The sequence below is a fragment of the Spiroplasma endosymbiont of Lonchoptera lutea genome, assembly GCF_964019715.1.
In the GTDB taxonomy this organism is placed as follows: Bacteria; Bacillota_I; Bacilli_A; order Mycoplasmatales; family Nriv7; genus Nriv7.
On sequence record NZ_OZ026463.1, the window covers coordinates 1,236,316 to 1,258,929 of the forward strand.

At 26.1% G+C, this 22,614-nt stretch carries 30 protein-coding genes and 1 pseudogene; 22 read left to right on the forward strand and 9 right to left on the reverse strand.

The features are described 5' to 3' along the window. Positions 1 to 2: 2 nt before the first annotated feature. From AACK97_RS07020 to AACK97_RS07055, 8 genes are all read right to left on the reverse strand, one after another. Complete coding sequence (locus AACK97_RS07020) at positions 3 to 623, reverse strand: hypothetical protein (RefSeq protein ID WP_338967690.1); 621 nt, start codon at positions 621 to 623, stop codon at positions 3 to 5. 18 nt (positions 624 to 641) lie between these two features. Next, positions 642 to 989, reverse strand: coding sequence for a hypothetical protein (locus AACK97_RS07025; RefSeq protein ID WP_338967691.1), 348 nt, complete (start codon positions 987 to 989; stop codon positions 642 to 644). A gap of 24 nt (positions 990 to 1,013) precedes the next feature. Further along, a complete protein-coding gene (locus AACK97_RS07030; protein ID WP_338967366.1) occupies positions 1,014 to 1,259 on the reverse strand; it encodes a hypothetical protein in 246 nt (81 codons plus the stop codon). A 165-nt stretch (positions 1,260 to 1,424) separates the two neighbouring features. Next, positions 1,425 to 1,655 carry a hypothetical protein gene (locus AACK97_RS07035; protein WP_338967363.1) on the reverse strand — a complete coding sequence of 77 codons (231 nt, stop codon included), beginning with the start codon at positions 1,653 to 1,655 and terminating at the stop codon, positions 1,425 to 1,427. A 164-nt stretch (positions 1,656 to 1,819) separates the two neighbouring features. Beyond that, the gene (locus AACK97_RS07040) at positions 1,820 to 2,041 is read right to left on the reverse strand and encodes a hypothetical protein (RefSeq protein WP_338967361.1); all 222 of its coding nucleotides are present in this window, start codon (positions 2,039 to 2,041) and stop codon (positions 1,820 to 1,822) included. Positions 2,042 to 2,043: 2 nt separating this feature from the next. Continuing rightward, positions 2,044 to 2,370 (reverse strand): hypothetical protein, encoded by a 327-nt coding sequence (locus tag AACK97_RS07045; protein WP_338967359.1) that lies wholly within the window; start codon positions 2,368 to 2,370, stop codon positions 2,044 to 2,046. A 547-nt stretch (positions 2,371 to 2,917) separates the two neighbouring features. Further along, positions 2,918 to 4,213, reverse strand: coding sequence for a hypothetical protein (locus tag AACK97_RS07050; protein ID WP_338967694.1), 1,296 nt, complete (start codon positions 4,211 to 4,213; stop codon positions 2,918 to 2,920). Positions 4,214 to 4,244: 31 nt separating this feature from the next. Further along, positions 4,245 to 5,801 (reverse strand): ABC-F family ATP-binding cassette domain-containing protein, encoded by a 1,557-nt coding sequence (locus AACK97_RS07055; RefSeq protein ID WP_422397252.1) that lies wholly within the window; start codon positions 5,799 to 5,801, stop codon positions 4,245 to 4,247. A gap of 147 nt (positions 5,802 to 5,948) precedes the next feature. Between AACK97_RS07055 and AACK97_RS07060 the strand changes: the two genes are divergently transcribed. The 10 genes from AACK97_RS07060 to AACK97_RS07105 all read left to right on the forward strand — a co-directional run bounded on the left by AACK97_RS07060 (position 5,949) and on the right by AACK97_RS07105 (position 11,343). After that, the gene (locus AACK97_RS07060; RefSeq protein ID WP_338966714.1) at positions 5,949 to 6,893 is read left to right on the forward strand and encodes an IS30 family transposase; all 945 of its coding nucleotides are present in this window, start codon (positions 5,949 to 5,951) and stop codon (positions 6,891 to 6,893) included. Positions 6,894 to 7,186: 293 nt separating this feature from the next. Beyond that, positions 7,187 to 7,486, forward strand: coding sequence for a hypothetical protein (locus AACK97_RS07065; RefSeq protein WP_338967698.1), 300 nt, complete (start codon positions 7,187 to 7,189; stop codon positions 7,484 to 7,486). 132 nt (positions 7,487 to 7,618) lie between these two features. Continuing rightward, a complete protein-coding gene (locus AACK97_RS07070) occupies positions 7,619 to 8,461 on the forward strand; it encodes a rolling circle replication-associated protein (protein WP_338967700.1) in 843 nt (280 codons plus the stop codon). A gap of 10 nt (positions 8,462 to 8,471) precedes the next feature. Continuing rightward, complete coding sequence (locus AACK97_RS07075) at positions 8,472 to 8,822, forward strand: hypothetical protein (RefSeq protein ID WP_338967702.1); 351 nt, start codon at positions 8,472 to 8,474, stop codon at positions 8,820 to 8,822. Further along, a complete protein-coding gene (locus tag AACK97_RS07080; protein ID WP_338967704.1) occupies positions 8,800 to 9,090 on the forward strand; it encodes a hypothetical protein in 291 nt (96 codons plus the stop codon). The genes AACK97_RS07075 and AACK97_RS07080 overlap by 23 nt, the downstream gene beginning before the upstream one ends. Beyond that, positions 9,090 to 9,314, forward strand: a complete 225-nt coding sequence (locus tag AACK97_RS07085; RefSeq protein WP_338966809.1) for a hypothetical protein — start codon at positions 9,090 to 9,092, stop codon at positions 9,312 to 9,314. Before AACK97_RS07080 ends, AACK97_RS07085 begins: the two co-directional genes overlap by 1 nt. Before the next feature lie 160 nt (positions 9,315 to 9,474). Continuing rightward, positions 9,475 to 9,708, forward strand: a complete 234-nt coding sequence (locus AACK97_RS07090; protein WP_338966808.1) for a hypothetical protein — start codon at positions 9,475 to 9,477, stop codon at positions 9,706 to 9,708. 42 nt (positions 9,709 to 9,750) lie between these two features. Beyond that, on the forward strand, positions 9,751 to 9,996 hold the full coding sequence (locus AACK97_RS07095) for a hypothetical protein (RefSeq protein ID WP_338966807.1): 246 nt from the start codon (positions 9,751 to 9,753) through the stop codon (positions 9,994 to 9,996). A gap of 116 nt (positions 9,997 to 10,112) precedes the next feature. Continuing rightward, complete coding sequence (locus AACK97_RS07100; protein WP_338967705.1) at positions 10,113 to 11,057, forward strand: IS30 family transposase; 945 nt, start codon at positions 10,113 to 10,115, stop codon at positions 11,055 to 11,057. Positions 11,058 to 11,106: 49 nt separating this feature from the next. After that, on the forward strand, positions 11,107 to 11,343 hold the full coding sequence (locus AACK97_RS07105) for a hypothetical protein (RefSeq protein ID WP_338967706.1): 237 nt from the start codon (positions 11,107 to 11,109) through the stop codon (positions 11,341 to 11,343). Between the two features lie 12 nt (positions 11,344 to 11,355). Here the strand turns inward: AACK97_RS07105 and AACK97_RS07110 are convergent, their stop codons facing one another. Further along, positions 11,356 to 12,300: an IS30 family transposase gene (locus AACK97_RS07110; protein ID WP_338966716.1), complete on the reverse strand. Its 945-nt coding sequence runs from the start codon at positions 12,298 to 12,300 to the stop codon at positions 11,356 to 11,358. Positions 12,301 to 12,430: 130 nt separating this feature from the next. Between AACK97_RS07110 and AACK97_RS07115 the strand changes: the two genes are divergently transcribed. The 12 genes and pseudogenes from AACK97_RS07115 (at position 12,431) to prfA (ending at position 22,612) form a co-directional block, all read left to right on the forward strand. Continuing rightward, the gene (locus AACK97_RS07115; protein WP_338967707.1) at positions 12,431 to 13,183 is read left to right on the forward strand and encodes a hypothetical protein; all 753 of its coding nucleotides are present in this window, start codon (positions 12,431 to 12,433) and stop codon (positions 13,181 to 13,183) included. Positions 13,184 to 13,453: 270 nt separating this feature from the next. Then, entirely contained in the window at positions 13,454 to 13,687 is a 234-nt protein-coding gene (locus tag AACK97_RS07120; RefSeq protein ID WP_338967708.1) for a hypothetical protein, read from the forward strand. Further along, positions 13,687 to 13,932: a hypothetical protein gene (locus tag AACK97_RS07125; RefSeq protein WP_338967710.1), complete on the forward strand. Its 246-nt coding sequence runs from the start codon at positions 13,687 to 13,689 to the stop codon at positions 13,930 to 13,932. The genes AACK97_RS07120 and AACK97_RS07125 overlap by 1 nt, the downstream gene beginning before the upstream one ends. A gap of 24 nt (positions 13,933 to 13,956) precedes the next feature. Continuing rightward, complete coding sequence (locus AACK97_RS07130; RefSeq protein WP_338967711.1) at positions 13,957 to 15,780, forward strand: hypothetical protein; 1,824 nt, start codon at positions 13,957 to 13,959, stop codon at positions 15,778 to 15,780. A 56-nt stretch (positions 15,781 to 15,836) separates the two neighbouring features. Continuing rightward, positions 15,837 to 16,232, forward strand: a complete 396-nt coding sequence (locus AACK97_RS07135; RefSeq protein ID WP_338967712.1) for a hypothetical protein — start codon at positions 15,837 to 15,839, stop codon at positions 16,230 to 16,232. Between the two features lie 73 nt (positions 16,233 to 16,305). Further along, positions 16,306 to 16,914 carry a hypothetical protein gene (locus AACK97_RS07140; protein WP_338967713.1) on the forward strand — a complete coding sequence of 203 codons (609 nt, stop codon included), beginning with the start codon at positions 16,306 to 16,308 and terminating at the stop codon, positions 16,912 to 16,914. Then, the gene (locus tag AACK97_RS07145) at positions 16,904 to 17,248 is read left to right on the forward strand and encodes an integrase core domain-containing protein (RefSeq protein ID WP_338967714.1); all 345 of its coding nucleotides are present in this window, start codon (positions 16,904 to 16,906) and stop codon (positions 17,246 to 17,248) included. Before AACK97_RS07140 ends, AACK97_RS07145 begins: the two co-directional genes overlap by 11 nt. 345 nt (positions 17,249 to 17,593) lie before the next feature. Next, positions 17,594 to 17,806, forward strand: a pseudogene (gene rpmE / locus AACK97_RS07720) (50S ribosomal protein L31); the annotation flags it as partial. A 221-nt stretch (positions 17,807 to 18,027) separates the two neighbouring features. Further along, positions 18,028 to 19,959 (forward strand): hypothetical protein, encoded by a 1,932-nt coding sequence (locus AACK97_RS07155; protein ID WP_338967717.1) that lies wholly within the window; start codon positions 18,028 to 18,030, stop codon positions 19,957 to 19,959. Positions 19,960 to 19,975: 16 nt separating this feature from the next. Beyond that, positions 19,976 to 20,929: a bifunctional oligoribonuclease/PAP phosphatase NrnA gene (locus AACK97_RS07160; protein ID WP_338967718.1), complete on the forward strand. Its 954-nt coding sequence runs from the start codon at positions 19,976 to 19,978 to the stop codon at positions 20,927 to 20,929. Next, entirely contained in the window at positions 20,929 to 21,582 is a 654-nt protein-coding gene (locus AACK97_RS07165; RefSeq protein ID WP_338967720.1) for a thymidine kinase, read from the forward strand. The genes AACK97_RS07160 and AACK97_RS07165 overlap by 1 nt, the downstream gene beginning before the upstream one ends. Beyond that, entirely contained in the window at positions 21,533 to 22,612 is a 1,080-nt protein-coding gene (gene prfA / locus AACK97_RS07170; RefSeq protein ID WP_338967721.1) for a peptide chain release factor 1, read from the forward strand. Before AACK97_RS07165 ends, prfA begins: the two co-directional genes overlap by 50 nt. The last annotated feature ends 2 nt before the right edge of the window (positions 22,613 to 22,614 follow it).

Genomic DNA, 22,614 nt, shown 5'->3' on the forward strand with positions numbered 1-22,614 from the left:
TTTTATTGTTCCTTTTCTTTCATTTTTCTTAAAAATTTGCTAAATTTATCCATTTTTAAGTATTCTAAGTCTTCTAAATCAATTGCCGTATCAGTATAGTATTTATCTTCATAATCAGGATTTACTTTTGAATTTAAGTAATCTCTTAAAAATGCTAGGTAAAAAGAATTGTAAGTGTTAAGTATTGGTAAAGGAATTTTTAGTTTAAAAAAATAAATATCAAGTTCAGGAATATCACGATATTTAATGCGACGACCCCTTTTACTATTTTTAGCATCAATTAAGGTGTTTCTTCAGCGTTCATATTCTTCAATGCTAGTAAAGGTGCCATAGATGACTTTTAAGTAGGGACGAAAAATATTAACGGGTTTTTTACGAATTCCCACAATCACATTATTGGCAATATCACGAACTTTAACTCAAATATGTTTATCTCTTTGACCGCTAGCAAGCACAATATGACCAAAATGCCGTGCCAGAGCGAAATATTCTTGGATACCGGTTTCTTCGTTTTTGGTATTATTTTTTTCTCAGTCAGTTCCTTCTAAAAATAAATTGGTTTCATCTCACAAAAGTAAGGTTTTGTCTGGCAATACCGGATAATCAAAGTCTAATAATCCCATATGCCCTAAACTTAATTTTTAAGTTTCTAGTAATGGAAATGTTGATGCGATATGATATTTTTTCTTTTTTAGTAATTTTGATGCGTATACTAGAAAAGCGGTTTTTCCAGTTCCTAATGAACCAATAACAATATTTAATGGTGAGTTTTTTAAGAAGTTAATAACTTTGTTAATTTGTGTTAAATTACCGATTTTAAAAAGAAAAATTAAAATACAACCTGCTAAAAATAAATAGCTTACAATGTTTTTAAAATAACCGTTGTAAATATATCAAATTGCTCCTCAATGTCATAAAATTAAAAATGAGATGCGATTTAATTCAATAAAATGGTTATTTTTTTCTATTATTCATTTGCAAAATTTCATCTTGCACCTCACTTTATTTTTTTGTTAGCGTACTGCTCCAAGTAATTTTTCAAACATTTTAAAGCAAATAAAGAATATTGCCAAAATAAATGGAAAAATGAATATTCAGTAGTCAGCAAAGAAGTTACCGACTTGTGGCATATTAACAGCAATAATTTCTCATATTTTAGTAAACGCTGTTATGATCGCATTTCATAATTTAGTCATTGCGTCACTGGCTGTTATTTTTTCTACTGTTGCTGGTGCATCTGCCAATAAAGTTCCAATCATATAATCACCCCCTTTCTTTTTAAAACATTCATCATTTATATTAAAAGTTTTTCTTAAATTTGTTAAAACCACGATTAACCTTAACACGATTGCATTTTTTCCTAATTAATTTTGATTTTCTTCGAGAATGCATCACGATGTAACTTCTTGACATTAATTTTTTCCCTATCTAAATACTGATATAGTTTTTCAAAGTAGCATTAAAATAAATCACACCATAATCGCTGTTAAGAATCAAAAAGCAATGTTTGCTATTAAAAGTCAAAGTGTTTCTTGAGTTAAATCAATTTCTTTACCACCACTAATATGAGCCGGAATAGTTGTAATTTGAATAAATAAATCTCAGAAAGTTTGTTTGATTTGTTCTCAATCAAATTCTTTTAAGTTTATTGTCATTTTTTATCTCCCAAAAATCATTTTTATTGGTAAATATATAATTGAAATTAATGCGAAAAGAAAAGTAATGATAATAATTAATCCGACAATAAACGCAACTTGTGCAGGCATTTTTTCTATCGGAACAAACAGTTTTAAAAATTCCATAATAATTTCTCAAAACATTATTTTTTATCCGCATTATTTTCTTTTGAATTAGGGGTTTTAACTCATTCTTCAAAGCGAGCAATAAACACTTTTTCGTCTTTTGTGAAATTACCAGTATTATTTTTAATGGCATTTTTATATTTAATTCTAATTTTTATTTTGGCATAAATTTTATAAGCAAAATATGCTGACAGCATAATGCTGATAATAATAAATATTAGTCCAATTGCAATATTCATTTTTAAGCTCCTTTAAAATAGTTATAATTTATATCTTTTTTGTTGTTTTCTTTTTCGGCAATGAAGAAGCCTAATAATTCTTGTCCTTTAATTAACTTGGTTTCTTGCTCTTGTTGATTAATTGAAATTACTTGATATTTACTATCTTTTATTATTCCAATACAAATCGAATTTTCATATTTTCCTTTATAAACAAATCGCTTTGGAAACCAAATGCCGATTTGTTCATTAAATCATGGAATTTTAGGTGCTTTAATAAACATTGCGTTTTGTGTTTCTTTTAAGAGATATTTTTTAGTATTTAAGAAAATGTTTTCAATGTTTTTCATAATAAATTACCTTTCTTATTTGTTATAAACTAAGTTACATTAACTAAGTTAGTTGACTAAGTTTTTTAAACACTTATATATCGCAGATTTAAGTGTTTAACAAGCTTTGTTAGTAAATTTTGTTTTTTTAATTAGATAAAGATTTTAATAATTTTAAACTTAGTATACCCCTATATAGAAATTTCTACACTTTAACATCCGCATCCTACCCTTGGAACTAATTTAATAGCGTGTATATTTTTAGGAAATCCACCCATTCATTTTTTTATTGCAAAATGAAACAAATTGCTATAGCTAATAGGATGTTATCTATCAACTGGTAAAACTTCTTTTGGTTATGGCGGCCACCCACAATTTATCGTGCTTTAAATACATACCAACATTATTAATTCACTTGTATTTAATTTTCAAAGAACAAATTTTTAACACCTTATAAAATAAAAAGACAATCATTGCTGACTGTCTTAATACTTATTCAAATCTTTTCATACCTAACAAAACTTTATGCGTCCTTTTTAATCTATCTTGTTGCCAACAACATTATCGCTTACGCAAGCAATTTTGTTCCAATAATCTCATAATACTTATTAGGTAAGTATTCCAAGAAAAACTCATTGAGTATTGTTCAGCGAACCGATAATTGATCGCTTGGCATACTAATCGGTTGTAAGAACCATTGACTAAATAACTCTGCAAACTGTTCTTTTAAACTAACAAACTTACCATAGTTACTATCAACAAATAATTTTGATACTAAAGCACTAATTTTTGCTTCTGAATTAGAAAAATATATTTTGCCATTTATATCAATAAATTTAATCTTACTTGGAAGATACCCCAATTTACTAGCAATAAAACGAACAAATTCTTGGGATGCAGAAATTTTTGTTTTTTTTAATTTTCACCCCTTTTTATATCACGCTTGATTTTTATTAGTAGATTTTTGTAATCCATTTTTAAATCATTTATCTAAAAGAACTTCATCACTAGCATTAGTTTTATCTGGTAAAATATTACTATTTAACTGCTCAGGAAAAAAATTTAACAAGTTTTCTAACGCATGACCATACTCATGAATAATCCCAGTAGTAACATTACTAGTAGAAAATTGACCATTAAAATATTGGGATTTAATATGGTCTTTATCAACAATACTTGGTCGCAAAGCAATAAACTGATAACCATATTGTGAATCTAAAACCGTAACCCCTAAGGTATTTTCTGAATCAGTCTGTAAATCAAAACTATTAGTAAACAAAAGGGCAACTAATAACTTAGCAACATTTTTTTTACCATAATATTTACTTAAATAATTATAAATCGCTAACAAATACTTTGAATCATTACCAATTTTTTGTTCCAATAGTTTCAAATCAAGCATTGGTTTTTGTCCATCTCTTAAGTCAGTATTTTCAAGATTTTTTACTAAATCATCATAACTTGAATAATAATCTCTTAACAATAATGAACTTTGTTTATACTTATTATATTGCTCTGTACTTTTATTAGAAACTTTTAAAATCTCATTATAACAAGATTGTAACGCTTTTCTTTCAGCAATATTGTTTTTCTTTCTATTAATAGTTGCTAAATATTTCATATATTTTGAATCACCATCAGATGATGATGATTCAAAATCTAAATTCCAACGATGAAAAATATCTTCTAAGTTTAACCCTTCACTTTTAAGATTAACATTCTTACCCTCAAAAGCACAATTATAATTAATTAACGAATCATTATCATTAGATAATTGATAATCATAAAAATTAAAAGCGTTACACCCTACTAACAAAAATAATATGATAATAATATTAACAACTAATGGTGTTTTTTTAATCATTGTTATCCTCCCTAATTATCACTTATTTTAATTACTTTATTATTTTATCATTTTTTATCATAAAATCTATAAAATTTAATGTTTTATCCACTCAAGAAGTATTAAAATTAATATCGTGACTAGTCAATAATACTGTCCCAGAATAATTGGTTATTGCTTCTAATAATGAATCCTTAGCTAAATCATCTAAATGATTAGTTGGTTCATCCAAAATTAACAAACTACAAGGAATTAAAGATAAAACTGCTAACCGAACTTTAGTTTGTTCTCCCCCTGATAATTTATTAAGGGTTTGCATCGCTAACTCGCGCTTAATTCCAAAACTAGCTAATATTTTCCTAATTTCACCATCATCTATTTCCGGATTTAATGATTTTAAATATTGTATTGGCGATAATTCAGGAAAATTATAAAACTGCTTAAAATAACCAATCGTAACATTATCACCAATCGTAATTATCCCTGATATTGGTTTAATATTACCAGTTAAAGTTTCTAGCAATGTTGTTTTTCCAATCCCATTATAACCTTGCACCAATCATTTTTCACCTTCTTTAATCGTAAATGATAATGAATTAATTAACGGTTTAGTATAACCAATCGTTAAATCTTTTACTTTAAGAGTAACCGATGTTAAACTTCGGCGATACTTAAAATTAAAGTTTGGTTTACTAATTTTTTGTGGTTTAGCAATAATTTCCATTTTTTCCAATTGTTTTTTTCGTGACTGGGCACTTTTTGCTGTTGACTTTCTAGCAATATTTTTATTAACATAAGTTTGTAACTTATCAATTTTCTTTTGTTGTCCTTGATATTCCATTAAATACTGTCGTTGATTTAATTGTTTAAGTTCTAAATAATGATCAAAATTACCAACATAACGAACTAAATTAAAATTTTCAATTGCATAAATAATATGAGCAACTTTATTAACAAATGCTTGGTCATGTGATATTAATAAAAATGCATACGGATATGTTTGTAAGAAACTTGCTAACCAATTAACTTGTTGGGTATCTAAAAAGTTAGTTGGCTCGTCTAATAACAAAAAGTCATTTTTTGATAATAATAATTTTGCTAAAAGAATCTTACTTTTTTGGCCACCACTTAAACTAGATAATTTTTGTGCTAATGATGATTTATCAATTGCTAAACCGATAACTAAATTATTAATTTCTTTTTCAACATTATAAAAATCACTATTATCAAGTTCAGTTTGCAGTTTTAAAGCTTTATTTAAAATTTTTTCTTCATAATTCAATGATAATTGATGATATAATTCATTAATCATTTGTTCCTTTAAAAATAAATCTTTATATGCTGTTTTTAAATAGTCTAATGCTGAAATATTATTATCAACCAATTGATGTTGATCTAAATATCCCATTTTAGCATAAGGAAAAAAAATTAAATCAATTTTATCAGCACTAACTTTACCAGAAATAATATTTAATAATGTTGTTTTGCCACTACCATTAGGTCCAATCAAAGCAATATGCTCACCAACATTAATTTTCATTGTTGCTTTTTGATATAACGATTTACTACCCGTACTATGATTTAATTCTTTAATAAATAAAATACTCATTGCTTCTTTCACCTCAAATAATAAGTTAATGATAACTTGTTTTAAAAATTTTTTATATTTTTCCTGAAATGTAAAATTAAAAAGGACACTTATATAAAAAACAAATTGTGTTAATTCTATAATTAAGAAAAGAAAGGAATTAGCACAATGTATAAGTATCTGACTATTGAATCAATAATAGCAATAAAAGAATATAAAAGTTATGGATTTTCTATTCGTAAAATAGCAAAAGCAATTGATTATAGTAAATCAACTGTACACAGAGTTTGTAAATTATTAAATCAAAACTTATTACCATTAGAAATATTGAATCAAGTTCAAAAAAATAAACAAAATGCAGGTAGAAAATTAATAATTTTAACTTTAACAGAAATTAATACTATCAATCATTTGTTAATTACTAAAAATTATGCTCTTGATATAATTGCTGATTTTTTAAAGAAAAATAAAATAAAAAATATTTCAACAAAAACTTTATATAACATGTTTAAAACAAATCGAATGGGTTTTGATGAAAAAAATTTATTGAGAAAAGGCAAAAATAAACCTCATAAACAAAAAGAAACTAGGGGCAGAATTAATAATTGTAAATCTATTCATGAAAGAAATTTAATCATTCCAAATATTAAAAATATACAAGAATTTGGCCATTTAGAGGGAGATACTATCGTTGGTAAAGATCATAAAAGTTCTATTATTACTTTAGCTGATATATGATCAAAAACCACAATTCCTTTGAAAACTAAAAATCATAAAGCAGAAAGTATTACACAAAGTATAATAAAATTTATTTCAAAATTAATACCAGGAACAATTAAAACTATTACTTTTGATCGTGGTAAAGAATTTAGTAAATGAAAATTAATTGAAAAAAATTGTAATGTTAAAATTTATTTTGCAGATGCCGGAAAACCTTGTCAAAGAGGTTTAAATGAGAACAATAATGGTATTTTAAGAAGATATTTACCAAAATCTACTGATTTATCTTCATATAAACAAAAAGACTTAAATTCTATAGCATTTCAAATTAATTCTACACCCAGAAAATCATTATCTTATAAAAGACCAATAGATTTAATACAATTATTTTAAAAAACTGTAGAAACCACAGATGTTTTGCACATTTGGTTTTTATAAATTATTTGGGGGTATATTCTTTTGGCAGTAATATTTTGTATTGAATGCGACAGCGAAAGCTATGTCATTGGTAATAAAAATACAGTTGGAATCTGTAATTCTTGTGATGAAAAGGGTTTTTAAATTTTGTGGAAAACTATTAAAAGTTCAATATTTATAAAGGAAATAAATGTGGAAAACAATGTGGATAACTAAAAGTTTGTTAATTGTATTAAAAATATTTTAAATTTGGAAGGAAAAAATAAATAATGTTTAAAATTAAATTAGTTAGTATAAAAAGAAAAATATTTAAAAATAAAGATGGTTCTACAATGTCAGGATATTCTGCCGAATTTTTGCATTATGAAAATGACTTATTTGAGCCTACCGGCGAACAAAAAGCCTTATGAATTGATGATAATAATCTAGAACAACAAGAAATTTATAAACTGTTAAAGGAAAATGTTAAATCATTTTTTAGTTGCGAATTAACTTTTGAAAAAAACCCCAAAATCGTTAACTTGCAAAAAATTGAATTATCAAAAAATCAAAAAAACTTGTCTAGTTAATTGATAATCACTTCGGTCTGCGAAGCGGTGCGGAAGGCGTATGCCCCACCCGCTAGCGGGTTAGTCGGCGAAGCCGACTATTACTTGATTAAATAACACAACTGGCGAAAATCTAAAACGGGAGCATAAAATATGAATTTAAAACCTCAAAATCCGACTGATTTTTATATGAAAACTATTTATTACGGTCAATACATTCGTAATATTGTTATGCCTTTAGAACGCATTAAAGCAAATAACCGCAATGCTAGTGGTTTAAAAAATAAAGGTAATTGTGATACAAAACTGCTTAATAGCAATATTCGTGCAAAATCTAATGTTATTCGGAAGGCATATCATAATTTTTGAGACTGTAAAAAACTTACATTCTTAACTCTTACTTATGCTGATGTTAATGAATTTGATATTAGAAAATGTAAGCGTGATTTAAATAAATTTTTTAAAAAATTAAAATATTGATTTAAAGTTAAAAATAAAAATATTAAGTATTTGTATACCTATGAATATCAGAAGCGAGGCGTTATTCATTTTCATATTTTAATCACCGAAAAAATACCACATAAAATTATTTTACAATTTTGACCTTATGGAATTAATAAAAATATTAGAGTTCGTGAAAATACTAATGAAATGGTTGTAAAATATTGCTCCAAATATATAACTAAAAATGTCCTGAATGAAAAATCATTAAATCAGTATGATTTAAATATCAAGGCTTATCAATTTTCTTACAACTGTCAAAACCCCATTACTAGAAAACAAGTATTTACCGATACTTTGAATAATATTGTTAAAAGAACTGTAAATTCTGAATTTGTAAAATACTTAAAATCAACAGTTAATAAATTTAAAACTAAAATGTGTGGAGCAATCTATGAATTTAAAAATATTGATTATGTAGATTTTGAGAGTGCAAATTACGCTTCCTTAGAAAGTTTAAGATTTAGAAATCAACTAAGAAAAATTAAACATTAGGAGTTAAAAAATGAAAGAAAAATTGCAATTTAAAATAAGAATTAAAAATTGATTTAAAAATCATTGGTTAAAAATATTACTTAGCATTGTTTTTATCTTTATAAACTTAATACTTTGAACTTTAACTTTATTAGATACTAATTGGATACTGGGAACAAATAGAGAATTTATTGATTTTATTGAAAAAGATATGTATAAGTTTTTTGACTTAAATACCGCCATTATGTTGTTCGGATTGTTTGTTTATTGATTTGGTAGTGCGATATTTATTGCTTTTCAAGTTGAAAAATTAGTTTGACTTATTGTTAAGAAAATTAAGGAAAAAGGAGCTTTGAAAAATGAAACTAAACAAACTCATTAATTCTTTAAAAAAATATTGATGAATAATAATTAATTACATTATATTCATATCTTTAAGTATAGTTTTATTGTTACATACAGATATTAAAGAATTAGAGCAATTAATCAAAAATTTTGGAGCAATTGGTAAGTTAATGATTATAGGTTACTCATTAGTATGAATAACCTTAGCAGAAATAGTAAAATGTTTAATTTGCTTTGTATTAAAAAAAATCAAAATTAAAAGAACAAAAAACCAAACTTTAAATAGAAAGGAAATTGAAAAATAATGGCAATATTTAGTCTAATATGTTTTATCTTATTAACCTTATTACTCGCTTTTGCTGTTGCTTGGGGTTTGTGGCGTTGAATGAACGATGTTAAAAAGTATGGTAAACAAGCAAAAGAAATTAAAGGGGATTTTAGTAAAAAAGAAAAACGCTTCATTGTTAAATTATCTTATTTAACTGAAAAAAACGACAAACAAAATCAAGAAACTCAAACGAAAGGATAAAATAAATGTTAAAAGATGTAATTATTAAGTTAATTGATTTGATTTATCCCACTGCCGATTTACCGCCCCAAGTAGTATTTTTGTTCTCAATTCTTGTAATCATTGTGTTATTTGCCAGTTTCATTGGGATTCTTTTTCTTCCGATTAAGTGTTTATTTCAATGTTTCTAGTTGTTTGAAAAGATTTAAATTGAGAACAAATTAAACAAACTTTCTGAGATTTGTTTATCCAAATTACAACTATTCCCGCTCATATTACTGGTGGTAAAGAAATTAATTTAACTGAAGAACCACTTTGACTTTTAACAACCAACATCGCTTTTTGATTACTAACAACAGTTATTATCTTATTTATGTTGATTTTATTTTATAAAGTTAAATCTTATTTTTGTTAATAAATATAGGATAAATATTTTAAAAAGAAAGGGGGTGATTATATGATTGGAACTTTCTTAGCCGATGTAACCGCACCAGTAGCAATTACCGGAAAACAAGCCATTAGTAATTTGTGAGATAGTATGGTAGGGCTTTTTGGAAAAATTTGAAGCGATATTATCAGCGGACAAATGCCATTAGTAGTAGATTTCTTTGCTACTTATTGAATTTTTTTATTCCCAGCAATTGTTGGATTATTCTTATTTGCTTTTGGAATGTTTGAAAAACTACTATTAAGAGTTCGTTAATAATAATTGCTGAATTATACTTGTAAGTGCAAGTAAATAAAATTGCAAAAGATTTCATATAAAAATTTCATGATGCTAAGTTTATTTTAGAAAAAGTAAATTTAAGGAGTTTTTATATGGGATACAAACATCTTGGCATAGATGAAAGAATTTATATTGAGAATCAATTGAAATTTAAAGTAAAAATTAGTGAAATAGCTAAAAATCTTAATCGAAGTATTAGTACTATTAATCGAGAAGTTAATAGAAATAAAGATAATAATCATTATTTTTCATTAATTGCACAAAATAAAGCAGAAAATAGAAAACAATTACATGTTTATTTTCATAAATTTAAAAATAGAGAATTAGTAAAATATGTACAACAAAAATTATTATTAGGTTGATCGCCTGAACAAATTTATGGCAGAATTAAAAATTTTCATCAAGAATGAATTATTAGTTTTAAAACAATTTACAATTGAATTTATTCTGGATTACTTGAAAAGGTTACTAGTAAAAATTTAAGAAGAAAAGGTAAGAAACGAAAATCTCAAGAAAATCGGGGTAAATTTAATGGTAAATCCATTAAAGAACGAAATGTTAATAATCGCATAACTCTTGGCCATTGAGAAGGTGATACTGTAGTATCATCACGAGGTAAAAGTAAATCATGTTTAATAACTTTAGTTGAAAGAACATCAAGATTTACTTTAGCAATATTAGTTGAAAATAGAACTACTAAAGTTATTAACAAAAATATTAGTCATTATTTATCAATTCTTCCAAATAATCTTGTTAAGACTATAACATTTGATAGGGGTAAAGAATTTGCTAATTGACAACAACTTGAAAAAAATTTAAATGTGAAAATTTATTTTGCTGGTGCATATTCACCTTGACAAAGAGGTACTAATGAAAATACTAATGGTTTAATTAGAGAAAAATTTCCTAAAAAATTTAATTTTTCAAACACTACTAAAAATGCAGTTCATAAATTTATATTGTCTTTAAACCAAAGACCAAGAAAAATACTAAATTATCTTTCGCCAATCGAATATTTGGTTAGAAAAATAATTTAGTTGCACTTAACTTTACAATTTGGCAATAAAAATATAAAGGGGTGCGATAATGCTTAAATTTCTAAAAAATATCTGTGAAAAAATTAATGACTTTGTTAGCTTAAATCGCACTTTCTTTATTATTTCTTGATATTATTATGCTTTTCTTGTTGCTATTAATCCACAATATTGAGTTTCATTTTTTCATATCATCGGTATTATCTTAAATTGTTTAATTTTAATTACTAAACTTATGCAATGAGTTAATCGTAAATCTTTTATTAATTTTTTATTCGCCAAATTGTAAAGTTAAGTGCAACTAAATTATTTTTCTAACCAAATATTCGATTGGCGAAAGATAATTTAGTATTTTTCTTGGTCTTTGGTTTAAAGACAATATAAATTTATGAACTGCATTTTTAGTAGTGTTTGAAAAATTAAATTTTTTAGGAAATTTTTCTCTAATTAAACCATTAGTATTTTCATTAGTACCTCTTTGTCAAGGTGAATATGCATCAGCAAAATAAATTTTCACATTTAAATTTTTTTCAAGTTGTTGTCAATTAGCAAATTCTTTACCCCTATCAAATGTTATAGTCTTAACAAGATTATTTGGAAGAATTGATAAATAATGACTAATATTTTTGTTAATAACTTTAGTAGTTCTATTTTCAACTAATATTGCTAAAGTAAATCTTGATGTTCTTTCAACTAAAGTTATTAAACATGATTTACTTTTACCTCGTGATGATACTACAGTATCACCTTCTCAATGGCCAAGAGTTATGCGATTATTAACATTTCGTTCTTTAATGGATTTACCATTAAATTTACCCCGATTTTCTTGAGATTTTCGTTTCTTACCTTTTCTTCTTAAATTTTTACTAGTAACCTTTTCAAGTAATCCAGAATAAATTCAATTGTAAATTGTTTTAAAACTAATAATTCATTCTTGATGAAAATTTTTAATTCTGCCATAAATTTGTTCAGGCGATCAACCTAATAATAATTTTTGTTGTACATATTTTACTAATTCTCTATTTTTAAATTTATGAAAATAAACATGTAATTGTTTTCTATTTTCTGCTTTATTTTGTGCAATTAATGAAAAATAATGATTATTATCTTTATTTCTATTAACTTCTCGATTAATAGTACTAATACTTCGATTAAGATTTTTAGCTATTTCACTAATTTTTACTTTAAATTTCAATTGATTCTCAATATAAATTCTTTCATCTATGCCAAGATGTTTGTATCCCATATAAAAACTCCTTAAATTTACTTTTTCTAAAATAAACTTAGCATCATGAAATTTTTATATGAAATCTTTTGCAATTTTATTTACTTGCACTTACAAGTATAATTCAGCATTCAAATCACCATTAAATATTGTGATTGGTTCATTGGGAACTGGTAAAACCGCTTTATTAGTTTTTGCTTCAAAACTTTTAGGTAAGAAAAAATGAAAGACGGCTTCAACATTTCCAATTTTAGACCAACAAATGTTATCTTTGGGGCATATGTCGTTATTGGATAATGAATATCCAATATTAGAAGAAAAACATTTATTGTTGTGAGATGAAACGAACTTATTTTTAGAAGGAACGGATTATAAAGAAAATGATAAATCAACTCAAGGTTTGCAAGAATATTTTGCTCTAGTTAGGCATTTTGGTCATATTGTTCTAGCGAGTGGCCAACGACCTGAACATATTTGGGTTAAAGTCAGAGATATTGCTAATTCGGTTATTGTTGGTATTACTAAGAAATCAGTTAATATTTTTCGCCCTTATTTAAAAGTTGTTTATGGTACTTTTAAATCTGTAGAAGAATATGAACGCTGACGCACAAGTCTAATTGATGCTAAAAATAATAAAAAAGGTCGCAAAACTAAATATCGTAATATTCCGGAATTAGATATCTACTTTTTTAAATTAAAAATTCCAATGTCTGTTTTAGAGTGTTACGACAATAAGTATTTATCTTTTTTACGCCCCGTTGCTAATCGCATTGTTGTTGACACTTATGAAGATAAGTTTTATGAAACTACCGAAGTTGATTTAGAAATATTAAAATACCTTAAAATGGAAAAATTTAGTCGTATTATGGAATTACTAAAAAGTAATTTGAAAGATAAGAATTAATTCTCTTGCTAGTAGCGAGAATAGTGTTTTATTTATATTTGTTTATTTTCTAAAAAGTTTGTAAATTAGAGGAATTAAAACGATAAAAAATGCTACTAAGAAATTTTATACTACTTTATCTATGTTTTCCCAACGCCCTTATAAGTTTTAGGAGAACACCTTCAGTTGTTATTGTAAGTATTTATTATAATTACTTCTTTATTAAAATTCTCGCTACTAGCAAGGGAGTTAACTATCATATTATTTTAATCTAAGAAAGGATACTTAATTATGGCAAATCTAGAAAAAATGGCATCATTTTTTGCAGATATTATTTATAAAGTTTTTGATTTAATTTGAAGTATGACTATTCCCGGCACCGGAATTCGGATTATCATTATTCCTTTAATCTCTTTAATTGCTAACTTTGTCTTTGTTGCTATTTTAGGTATTGGAATGCAAGCCAAAGAAAGTTATAGAAAGGCAAGAGCTAATAAATCTGTTAAAGAGTGAGGTAAAAAATAATGTTTAAACTAGTTATAATTTTTCTTTTAATTACCGTTTTTTCTATTTTTGCTTTTGATGAATTTCTTGGTTTATGGCATTTTGTAAATGAAGGGTTGGAATATTTTAATAAAATTATTGTGGCTAACAGTGAATTTTTACAATTATTTAAACCAATGATTAGATTATTTTCACAACACCCAATTTTTATTATCATTGGAACAATTGGCATTTTATCAACAATATACTTTATTTTAAGAAGTTAAACGCAAAAGAAAGGACAAATAGATATGTATAAATTTATGTCGTGGTTAGTTATCGCTTTTATTGGTTTAGTCCCTCTAGGTGCCTTCTTTGATACAAAACAACCACTAAAACCTGGTATGGAACAATCTTTTATAAAGCGAGAAAAACGAGCCACAAACCCTAGTCAATGTGGTAATAGTTGTAATTTTGAGTTTTCTGAAATTTTGAATAGTAGTTTTACTCCTTCAAATTATAATTTAAAAGACGGATGATTAGATGTTGCTTTTGTTAAAAATCAATTACATAATGATTTGGGCCCTATTGGTAATTATATTTATTGGTCTATCGTAAAAACTGTTCGTGATTTTTATGAAAAAAATTTTACTAGTATTGAACATAATGAATATTATATTGATAAAATCATTAATGTTAAGATTACATTTACTAAAAATAAAGATTTAACTTTTAATGAATATTTAATAACTTCATTTTCTGCCGAAATGCCTCCTTTACCAGAAAAAGATAACGAGCAACCATTACCGACCGCAATAACTAAAAATGATGGTGAGTATCAATATAATCAGTTTCAAGATAAACTTGATTATTTAATGATACAACGCCGAGATTTTGATAAATTTAATTACTCTTATCTATATTGAGTGCCAATTTTTAATTTCTTTGATGATAATTTTAAATATATGAATGAAATTTCAATTAAATTAAATGGTTTTAAACAAAATAGTAAATTTACTTTAATTCGCAGTGTTTGGCCTGAAGATAGTTTATATTTTTCTTATACTTTAGAATTTTCTAGTTTTAATGACATTTTTAAAATGGATATGCGTTTTCGTAAGATTCGTTTTTATGAAAATGATAATTTACTCACAGAATTTGATTGTCCAATTCACTTTATGGATGATTTCATCAATACCTTTTTTGGACAAGTTAATTATTATGGTAATACCTTCCATTTTTTACGCTATGATGAAAAATTAAAATTAGATTTTAAAGATTTTATGCTTCATTATCAAGAAGATTTAACTATTGATTTTATTAATGGTTTATTTAACAAAATTTATAAAGTTTTAGGTGAGTTTTTTGTACAATTCTTTTATGCGAGTTTTGATACAGATGCCTCTACTTATGTAGAATTAGATTACAAAGGAATGCAACAAATTCCTAAAAATGTTTTACAAATGGGCTTTTTCTATCGCTCCTTAATTACTTTTTATCCCAAACAGTATTTAATTAACTTTGGTTCAACAATAGAAAATAGTAAGAATATGATTTTTCGTTCGTATTTTTTTGTGAAAGATAAACAAATTGCCAATGGTTTTAATACTGGTAAAAGTTCTTATCAAATAGATTTTAATGTTTTAAAAGCGTATGATAACCAACTATGAAACGCTACTAGTAATAAACTGCATTTTTACAACGCCAAAGTTGATGTGATGTATGGAATTAATATTTTTACGCTAACTTTTCCACTGTATAAAAAGAAAAATGAAAGTACTGAATATCATTATTCTTTATACGATTTTAACATTTTGAATTCAACGGCTTTTATTGGTGGTGGAATAAGTGGAAATATGAATGATTTAATTCCTACGCCCAATTGTTCTTATTGAGGTTTATTTAGTGCAATATCTTGTGGCATTCAGCACGCTTCTGTTAGTGTGTTAAATTGATTACTTGGTCTTTCTGGGATTAATCTTTTAATTCGCCCCGTTGCGGACATTGCCAAAACAACGATTAATTTTACCAAAACTGCCTTTCCGGTGTTTGAAGTAGTTCCGGCATTTAAATATCTTTTTGAGTTTTTAATTCCCCTAGCAATTTTACTAATAATAATTAAAAAATTATCTTAAGTGTTTCTAATATTTTTATATAAAATATAATTCCTTTGAAAGGAGGATTTTTCTTTATGCGAAAATTTTTATCAGCTTTAAATTTAGTATGTGTAATGTTTATTTCTGGGTGTAGTAAAAATAGCAATGATTTAAAAAAATATGATTTAGAATTTGTCGAAATTTTGAATAGTAGTTTTACTCCTTCGACTTATAATTTAAAAGACGGATGATTAGATGTTGCTTTTGTTAAAAATCAATTACCTAATGATTTGGGCCCTGTTGGTAATTATATTTATTGGTCTATCATAAAAACTGTTCGTGATTTTTATGAAAAAAATTTTACTAGTATTGAACATAATGAATATTATATTGATAAAATCATTAATGTTAAGATTACATTTACTAAAAATAAAGATTTAACTTTTAGTGAATATTTAATAACTTCATTTTCTGCCGAAATGCCTTATTAACTTTAGTAAATTAATAACCATTCTTGAAAATCGTATTTTTTAATACGATTTTCTTAATTTAAGGAGTTTAAAAATGAAATATATTATTTCCCAAGCTGATTTAGCAGATTTAAAAGCAAAAGTACAAAGTTGATTAACAACAATTTATAACCACAAACATTATCACAAAACTAAAAAACGAGTTACTAGTTATTTAAATTTATGTAATCAATTTTATTTAGAACCAATAACTTTAAATAAATTAGTAAAAAAGCATTTTCACGGTATACGAAATACATTTTATCAATGAGCTAATAAAATTCTTGATGCTTATCAAAATGATGATTTTAATAGTTTAATTTTCAAATATACAAAACCTAAAAAAATTAGTTATCAATATGATTTAAATTCTCGTGAAAAAATATGTGATTTATATTTTGATTATAGAAATATTCAAGCTGGTGGAATGTGGTCTTTATTTAACAATTTAAAAATGGGTTTTCATGATATTAAAACTGCAGAAATTCCGAAAAATATTAAAACCTTTTATCGCTGAATTAAATCTGACTCTCGATGAAAAGAATTAAAACAACAAATCAAACAAACAAAACGTCATTTTAAGCGTTATGAAGTCTCTGAGATTGGTCTTTTACAAATGGATGCCAAAATCATTACCACATCAAATTTTCCGGTTGATAATTAAACGCCTTCGCACTGATAATGCTCCGGAATTTATCACCACTAATTGAAGTAATAAAAAAGCATACAAAGTAAAAGAAAGGCCTTTTACAGCCTTTCTTTCAAGGAACGGTGTTACCCATGAAACCACTCCAATTCGTTCGCCACAGAGTAACGGTAAAATCGAGCGGTTTCATCAACATTATACCAAATTATTTTATGCTAAGGATAAAAAAATAAATCAAAACGAACTACAACATTTCTTAAATCAATATTATTACTATTACAACTTCCAACGCTGTCATTCAGCATTACAAAATAAATCACCATTTCAAAAATTACAAGAATTAATAAATTAATTTCTCCTTTTTTAAAATTTTTCTTGATTGTGCAAAACATCTGTGGTATATTACAATTATTTTAAAAAACTGTCCCATTTATATTTACAATTCAGGCAATAAAAGGTTATAAAAACTAAGTAAAATGCTTATAAAAACAACATTAAAATAATTTTTTACAACAAAAATCACACATAAGAAATATATACTTAATTTGAATATCGAAATAATTTATAGTAAATGATTATTTTTTCTTTTTTTAAAAATACCTAAGAAAACTAAACGCGACCGATTAAAAACGCTGATTTTGTAATTAACATAATATATGTTATTATTTTATAGTGAAAATATTTTAGAGGTGGAATAATGAATAAAAAAGATCAAGAGAATGCTATTAACTATTATGAAGCAGAAATTACTTGTATAACATGTTCTAATGTCTTTACTGTTGGTTCAACTAAGGGAAAAGAAATTAGAGTAGATGCTTGTTCAAAATGTCATCCTTTTTATACTGGTCAACAACAATCAATGCGTGCTGATGGCCAAGTAGAAAAGTTTGCTAAGCAACAAGCAAAACAACAAGAAATTTTAAAGCAACAAATTGCAAATGCTAAAAATCAAAAACCAATCGTTAAAAATGCAAGTAAAAAAAGTGATAAGTTAAAAGAGATATCATTAGAAGACTTGAAAGATTCTTTAAACAAATAGTTTAAAACTCACTAAAACAAATTATAGTGAGTTTTTTCGTATTATTTTTAGTTTGTCGTATAATGTAATGAGACTAAGAAATAGGTGATTTTGTGATATTAGAACTTAAGGATATTGTTGTTAAACAAAAAGATATTGTTATTTTAAAAAATATTTCCTTTAATATTTCTAATAATGATGTTTGTGTTTTACTTACTAATTCTTATGAAGAAAAAAATGCTTTATTTAAAGCTTTTAAAGATGGCAAGAATTTAGAAACTGGGCAAATAATTTTTAATGAAGAAAATATTACAACACAATTACCAAAAAAACGCCCATTAGCATTAATTTTTCCACAAAAATTTCTTTTTTCAATTTTTTCAATTCCTTGAAAATTAACTAGTTTATATTTAAAAAATAAAAATTTTTATTTGCAAGCTAAACAAGATTATCGTGATACTAAACATCATTTAAATGATTTAATTGATAATGGTATTAATCTTGATAAGAAAAAATATAAAGACCAATTACGAGATTTTAATGAGAATTTTCTTAAAAATAGTCGGATTCTTGAAGAAACACGGATTAATAAATATTATGAGTTTATTAACAAATTTCATCAAACAGCAATTAAACAAATTATGAATGATGTTAATGCTAATAATACTTCAATTTTAATGCAAAGATTTCAAAGTTGAGTTGTAGAAGCGGAAAAATTAACAATTTTAAATAGTCGGTTAACTTTTTTACAAGCTTTATGAGATAAAATTTTTATTTTAACAAGAATGGAAAAAAGTTGTCATTGTCATCAAGGACATAAGGAAAATAAGCGTTCATTTAAGATGAAAGAAGTAACATTTGTTGCTAATGAGTTTTTAGAAACTTTAGATGGGGAAATTACTGAGTTAAGAAAAAATATTTTACAAGCGGAAATTGATACGAAAGCATATGCGAAAAATTTTTGAAAGTTAGTTAAAAGCATTGAGTATCAACATAAAAATGCTGATTTTATTCGTTTAAAAAAAAGTAATAAATTTAAGCAGTGAAAACAGGCAACAAGAGAATACCGCAATGAATTTTATTTTCAACAAGGGCAAATTATTAGTGAAATTTTAGTTTCAGAAATTAAAATGCTTCAAGGAAAAATTATGAATGAAACCTATATTTATCATCAATTGCTTTTAAATGGTTTTGATAAAATTAGTGTAAAAAAGTTTAAAAATGAAGTTCATACTGCTAGTAGAGCAGTTATTAGGGTTCGTCAGCAAGCTTGATTACAAGTAAAGAATATTATTGATGATATTGAGTTAAAAGGCTTAAAGTTTAGTTTTATTTGACAATTTACGGGTTGAGATCGCATTAAGTTGCAAATTGCTATTGCTCTTATTCAACAAAAACGATTACTTATTATTGATGATACTTTAGTTAAACAATCTAAACAGTATAAAAATGAGTTTGGTTATTTAATTGAAAAACTTCAAAAGCATTATAATTTAACGATTCTTATTATTAGTAAATATGGTTATCGTGTTATTGATGTTGCCCAAAAAGTTATTATTTTACAAAATGGTGATATTGTTCAGCAAGATACAAAAGAAAATATTATTGCTCAACCTTTTAATAAGGATGTTTTACAGGCGATTAGTTCCCCACATTTAAATTGGTTTGCGTACTTTAATTATACTGAATCGTGATTATTAATTGATAATATTAATATTGTCAGTTTAAAGATACTTTATATGGAAAATAAAAATTTTAGTTTTAATGTTGGTATTTTACCAGAAAAAATTGTTCCTGATTTTTACAAACATAAAATAAAAGTTATTAATAAGCAACCCCTTTATGGATGAGTTATTAAGTTAAAAAAAATGCGTAAAGGTGATTGATTACTTGATGTAATTTTAAATGATAATAAAATTATTAAAGTAATAACTCCACCATCAAATAATAAAAAATTTTTAAAAGAAGAAATTAAATTTGATATTTTGTCAGGGGGTATTTATTTGTTTGATAGTAAAACCGATCAATTAATTAAGAGATGATAGAGGAGAATAATAAAAAATGACAAAACAAATCTGAGATAAGATAAAAGAATATTCCACGGTAATAATTTTGCGCCATATTAGTCCTGATGGTGATGCGTATGGTGTCCAATTTGGTTTAAAACATTTAATTGTTACTAATTTGCCTCATATTAGAGTTTTAACTGGGGGTGTTAGTTTATTAGACTTGAGTTATATTGGTATCTGTGATGATGTTAAGGAAGAAGACTATCGTGATGCTTTAGTAATTATTGGTGATTGTGCTAATGCCGAGCGAATTGATGGCAGTGGATGAGAAAAAGGAAAATATAAGATTAAAATTGATCATCATCCATTTTATGAACAATATGCTGATTTAGAGTGAATTGATGATGTGGCACCATCAGCAAGTGAAATGGTAGCAAAGTTAGCTTTAGATAATAACTTGCAAGTTACAAAGGAGGCTGCTAAAGCACTATTTCATGGAATGGTAACTGATACGGGAAGGTTTCTTTATGGTAATTTGCGACCAGAAACTTTTTTATTAGCAAATTTTTTAATGACAACGGGTTTTAATATTGAACAACTTTATAATAATTTGTATCAACGGCCAATGAATATTATAAAATTTCAAGCGTTTGCTTTGAGTAATTTTACGGTTACTGACAATGGCGTTGCTTTTTTAAAGTTAACACCAGATATTTTGAAAGAATTTTTAATTACTAAAGAAAAAGCTAATAATTTAGTTAATCTCTTAGGGAGGATTTTGGGAATACATATATGAGCATTTTGTAGTCAAGATGAAAATGATGAGTTTATTAAAATTAGTATTCGGAGTACTGGTTTGAAAATTAATGATTTAGCAGCAAAATATGGTGGCGGTGGTCATCATCGTGCAGCTGGTGTAAAAACTAATTCTTGACATACTGTTGATGCCTTATTAAATGATTTAAATTTGTTAGCAAAAAATATTAATCAAAGTGAGGGGAAATAATGTATGTGCGTTATAAAGATGGATGAATTGAAGTAATTAGTGGTTGTATGTTTGCTGGTAAAACTGAGGAATTAATCCGCCGAATAAATATGTTATCATTTGCTAATAAAAAAATTCAAATTTTTAAACCATTAATTGATAATCGTTATGAAGAAGAAGAAATTGTTAGTCATAATAATAGAAAAATTAAAGCAATAAGAATTTGTAATGCGCAACAATTAATTGAATTTTTAGATGATGATACCGAGGTTATTGCGATTGATGAAATTCAGTTTTTTACAAGTGATATTTTAATAGTTTTAGAACAATTAGCAGATCAGGGAAAGAGGATTATTGTTGCTGGTTTAGATAAAGATTTTCGTGGTGAACCTTTTAAATGTATGCCAGAACTATTAACGCGAGCTGAATTTGTTACTAAATTAGAAGCAATATGTGTAAAATGTCATTCGCCGGCAACAAGAACGCAAAGAATAATTAATGGATTTCCTGCTAGTTATCATGACCCGATTGTTTTAATTGGTGCTAATGAATTTTATGAGGCGCGTTGTCGTCATTGTCATATTGTTAATGATTATCCACAAACTAATATTAAGGAGAATAAAAATGAATGTCAAAACCCGAGAACGATTGGAAACAATGAAACATCGTTATAATGAAATTAATAGTTTACTAAGTCAATCCGATATTAATAATAATATTGAATTATTAACTAAGTTATCTAAAGAAAGAGCTAAACTTAATGATACCGTATTGCTATATATGAAATATCTTAGTATTGAAAGCAATCTTCAAGAAATTAAAAATATTTTTCAAAATGAAAAAGATGCTGATTTGTTAAATTTAGCAAAAGAAGAATTAAAAGGTAATGAAGAATCATTATTATTTGTTGAACAGCAGTTAACAGTTGCATTATTGCCAGCAAACCCTAATGATGATAAAAATGTTATTATTGAAATTCGTGGTGCTGCTGGTGGTGATGAAGCTAATATTTTTGCTGGTGATTTATATCGGATGTATTTACGATATTGTGAATCACAAAATTGAAAAACAGAACTTTTGGATGCACGAATATCAAATTCTGGTGGTTTTTCGCAAATTTCATTTTTGATTAAAGGTGAAAAAGTCTATGCAAAAATGAAATTTGAAGCTGGTAGTCATCGCGTGCAAAGAATTCCTAAAACTGAATCACAAGGAAGAGTTCATACTTCTACAGCTACGGTTGTTGTCTTACCCGAAGCTAGTGCTTTAGATGTTGATGTTAAACCGTCAGAATTAAAAATTGATACTTATCGGGCTTCTGGTGCTGGGGGGCAACATGTTAATACTACTGATTCAGCAGTACGCATTACTCATTTACCAACTGGAATTGTGGCAACTTCACAAGATGGTCGCAGTCAACATGATAATAAGGATAAGGCTTTAAAAGTGTTACTTGCTAAAATTTATGAAGCTAAACTTGAAGCTCAGCAAAGTGAAATGGGAACATTACGAAAAAGTGCTGTTGGTAGTGGTGTGCGAGCAGAAAAAATTCGAACATATAATTATCCTCAAAATCGTGTTAGTGACCATCGGATTAATTTGACATTAAATAAACTTGATCGAATTATGCTGGGTGAACTTAATGAGATTATTAATGCTTTAATTGATGATGAACAAAAAAGAAAAATGGGAATGGAAGATTAGTT